Origin of the sequence: Streptomyces flavofungini (genome assembly GCF_041028215.1) — a bacterium.
Lineage (GTDB): Bacteria > Actinomycetota > Actinomycetes > Streptomycetales > Streptomycetaceae > Streptomyces > Streptomyces flavofungini_B.
Map to the genome: position 1 here is coordinate 1 of NZ_JASKYR010000903.1, position 3,229 is coordinate 3,229.

Annotated in this window: 3 protein-coding genes; 2 read left to right on the forward strand and 1 reads right to left on the reverse strand. The window is 74.5% G+C overall.

What is annotated here, in order from left to right; all coding sequences use genetic code 11:
- On the forward strand, nt 1-718 hold a 718-nt coding region (locus AB8Z36_RS36280; RefSeq protein WP_440582093.1), incomplete at its 5' end, for an NADase-type glycan-binding domain-containing protein.
- Nucleotides 719-752: 34 nt separating this feature from the next.
- On the opposite strand, the gene AB8Z36_RS36285 is transcribed toward AB8Z36_RS36280, so the two are convergent.
- On the reverse strand, nt 753-1,421 hold the full coding sequence (locus AB8Z36_RS36285; protein ID WP_369217649.1) for a response regulator: 669 nt from the start codon (nt 1,419-1,421) through the stop codon (nt 753-755).
- 173 nt (nt 1,422-1,594) lie between these two features.
- Here AB8Z36_RS36285 and AB8Z36_RS36290 point away from each other — a divergent pair.
- Nucleotides 1,595-3,229: histidine kinase (locus AB8Z36_RS36290; protein WP_369217650.1), on the forward strand; the 1,635-nt coding region annotated here is incomplete at its 3' end.

The window sequence follows — 3,229 nt, forward strand, 5'->3', positions numbered from 1 at the left end:
CAACCACCCCGACCGGCACTTCTGCGGGCGCTGCGCGATGCCGCTCGCCGAAAGCGCCGCTGTCACCCCGGCGCGACAGTCCTGGTGGCGCCGCCTCTCCGGCCCCGGCCGCCACGAGGTGCCCTACGCGGGTGACCGCCCCCGGCTGCGCTTCGTCTTCGACCGCGCCGGCACCTGGATCACCGCGGCCGTCGTCCTGACCCTGCTCATCGTCGCCGCGGTCAACCTGCCCGACGGCATCCAGGCCACCCGTGACCACTTCGCCAAGCGCGCCCCGGTCGAGCCGGACGAGATCCGCGCCTCGCGCTCGTACGAGGGCCATGGTCCGAAGCTGCTCTTCGACAAGCTCAACAACACCTGGTGGGGTCCCGGTGTCGAGCAGTCGGGCCAGGGCGAGTGGGTCGAGGTGCGCTTCGTGCGGCCCGCGCGGCTGCTCGACGTCCTCATCACACCGGGCACCTCCACCCGGGCCGACCAGATCGGCAAGTCCGCCCTGCCGCACCGCATGCGGGCCACCGTCACCAGGAAGGACGGCTCCACCGCGACCCGGGAGATCTCCCTGGACCCGGGCGCCGGAGCGCAGCGCCGCGCCCTCCGCGCCGGTGAGGTCACCCGCGTGCGCTTCACCATCGAGTCCGCTCACGCGGCGGCCGCGGGCAAGCAGGTGGCCATCTCCGAGATCGAGCTCTTCGGCCGCTCCGACGGCAGCCGGACCTGACGGCGGGGCCCGGCGTCCCCTCGGGTCCCCCCGGTCAGCAGCCCAGGCCCGCGTCGCGGGCCTGGGAGACCGCCGCCGCCCGGTGCGCGACCTGGAGTTTGGCGAAGATGCGGCTGACGTGATTGCGCACGGTCTTCTCCGAGAGGACCAGCTCGCGCGCGATGCGCCGGTTGTCCAGGCCCCGCGCGACCAGGTCGAGGACCTCGCGCTCCCGCTCGGTCAGTTCCGGGAAGGGCCGGGCGGCGGCCGGGTTCCGCTCCCCGGCGAGGAGCGCCGCGATGCGGCCCGCGATCTCGGGCCCGAAGACCGCGCCGCCCAGGGCGACCGTACGGACGGCGTTGAGCACGGCCTCGCGCCCGGCGCCCTTGACGAGATAGCCCCGGGCCCCGGCACGCAGCGCCGCCAGCAGGCTGGCGTCGTCCTGCGACATCGTCAACATCAGTACGGGCAGGAGGGGGTGGCTCACGGCCAGGGCCCGCGCGGCGGCGGGCCCCGAGACTCCCGGCAGTGCCAGGTCCATCACCACCACGTCCGGCAGCGCCCGCTGGACCAGGGCTTCCAGGCCCTCCGCGGTCCCGGCCTCGGCGACCACCTCGATGTCGGGCGCGCTGTCGAGGGCCGCGCGCAGCCCGGCGCGGAAGAGGGGGTGGTCGTCCACTACCACCACACGGACCGGACTCTCGCCTTCGCTGCTGTGCGTCACCGCCGCATGCTACTTGTAGTGCTGTGATCACGAAGAGTGAACGTTCTGCGGTTCTCCCGATCGGGGTAAGCAGAGCGGCGCGTGAACGCGAGTGGTCCGCCGGGGCCTTCCTCGTCCTGCTGTGCGTTCTCTCGGTACTGGGGTGGGGTGCCTTGTGCACCCATCGCCCGCCCGTGGGCGGCTGGTCCCTCGACATGGGCTCGGACCTCTCGGCGGCACTGGTCGGGCTCCCCTGCGCCGTGCTCGGGTTCCTCGCGCTGGTCCGGACGGCCGACCGCAGCACGGGCTGGCTGCTCCTCGTCACCGGTTCGGGTCTCGTCCTGCCGCTGTTCATCGGCCAGTTGACGCTGCTCTGCGCCCCGGGCCCGCGCCCGGCGCTCGCGGCGCACCTGTTCGCCCAGCTGTGTTCGCTGGCGGGCGGATACGCCATGGTGATGTTCCCGCTCACCTTCCCCGCCGAGCGCAGGGCCGGTCCCTTCGTCCGCTGCTACGCGGGGGTCCTCCTGGTGATCTGCCTCTTCCTCGCGCTGGTCGCCACGGCCGTCGAGGAGCCGCCGGGCGGCGGTCCGCATCCGCTGCTCGGAACCCTGTGGCGCGGTGCCGCGCTCTCGGTCCTCGACTTCTGTACCACCGCCAACCTCTGGCTCATCCTCATCTGCGCCGTCATCAACGTGTCCGTCATCGTCAGCCGCTGGCGGCGGGCCGACCGCTCCGCGCGCCGCGAGGCGCTGGCCTTCGCCGCCGCCTACTTCCCCTGGACCTACGGCGACTTCGCCGAGGAGATCCCGGGCGTGCCCGCCTGGTCGGTGTACGCGGCGTTCGCCACGGGCGCCGCGGGGTGGTACGCGGCCGTCGCCTACGTCATCGGCAGGGGCGCCATATGGCAGCTCGACCGCACCGCGCGCCGTCTGCTCATCACGGCGGTGGTCGTCACCGCCGTCGTCTTCGCCTACACCAGCGCCGCCGTCGCCGTCTCGACCGTGCTTCCCGACGCCGACAGCGCCGGAGCCCTCGCCGTCGCCGTCGTCGCCGTGGTGATCGGCTCGGGGCTGCGGCCCCTGACGGGGTGGGCGAGCCGCCGCGTCGACCATCTCTTCAACGGCAGGCTCTCCCAGCCCAACGACGCGGTGCGGGGCCTCGCGCAACGCCTGCGCGAGGCGCCCGAACCCGAGGACGTGCCCTCGGTCCTGTGCCGGTCCGCCACGGAGGATCTGCGCTTCCCCGCCGCCCTGGTGGCCGTGGGGACCCGCTCCGGTCCCCACACCCTGGCGTCCTCGGGCGAGCGGTGGGACGCGTGCGGCGCCCATGAGTTCCCGCTGCGCCACCGGGGTCAGCTCATCGGCACGCTGCGGGTGGCCCCCAGGCCCGGTGAGGCGGCGCTGCCCGACCGGGACGCCGAACTGCTGCAACTGCTCAGCGACCAGGCCGCGCCCGCGCTGGCCGCCCTGCAACTCGTGGAGGACGTCCGCGCGGCGCGCCGGCAGGTGCTCGTGGCGCGCGAGGAGGAGCGGCGCCGACTGCGCAGGGAACTGCACGACGGTCTCGGGCCCCTGCTGGCCGCCGCCCGGCTCCACCTGGACACCACCCTGGCCGTCGGCGCGGCCACGCCCGCGTCGTCCGCCCCGGGCGACGGCCACGCTCCCGTGCCCCGCCCCGCGTGCCCGGACTGCCCACCGCCGCAAGCTCCGCGTACGGGACCCGACATCGCCACGCTGCTGCTGCCCGCCGTCGCCGCCGTCACCGAGGCCGCCGCCGAGGCCCGCCGGATCGCGGACGGGCTCGGGCCCGCCGTACTGAGCGAACGTGAC